This window comes from Cryobacterium sp. MLB-32, assembly GCF_000738085.1.
Classification (GTDB): Bacteria; Actinomycetota; Actinomycetes; order Actinomycetales; family Microbacteriaceae; genus Cryobacterium.
Window position 1 is genome coordinate 1 of sequence record NZ_JPRS01000743.1, and the last position, 469, is coordinate 469.

General features: G+C 60.1%; 1 pseudogene. It reads right to left on the minus strand.

Features of this window, described 5'->3' with window-relative positions:
- Positions 1 to 469, minus strand: a pseudogene (locus JF66_RS24035) (multifunctional nuclease/2',3'-cyclic-nucleotide 2'-phosphodiesterase/5'-nucleotidase/3'-nucleotidase); the annotation flags it as partial.

The following is a 469-nucleotide window of genomic DNA, read 5'->3' on the forward strand; positions in this document are numbered from 1 at the left end:
GGGCGTTGAGCATGTCGATCGTGGGCTGGTCATTCTGCGACGCCGATGCGAACAGGGATGCGCCGATGTTGTCGCCGTCGGACAGGAACAGCGAGTTCGCGTCGCCGTACTCCGCCTTCAGCTGCTCAATGGTTCCGGCGAACTTGACGGTGTTTGCGTCAATACGTCCGTGGAAGTCGTTGATGTTGAGCAGGTTCAGGTCGACCGAGGTCGGGGTCGCGACGTTGAGTCCCAGCAGAACCGGGTCATGGTCGGAGGAACGGAACGCGTCGGCCTCGTAGAAGTTCGTCACGTTGTTGTTGAAGCGGCTGTACTCAAGCGCGACCGATTCAACCGAGTTGATGTTCCAGACGTCGACATCGTTGACCGTGGCATCCGCTTCGGGAGAAGCGAACACGTGGTCGAGCGAGCCGACCGTGCCACCGTAGGCGTAGGTGTACTCGCCGCTCTTGGCCTCCTGGTTGATGAA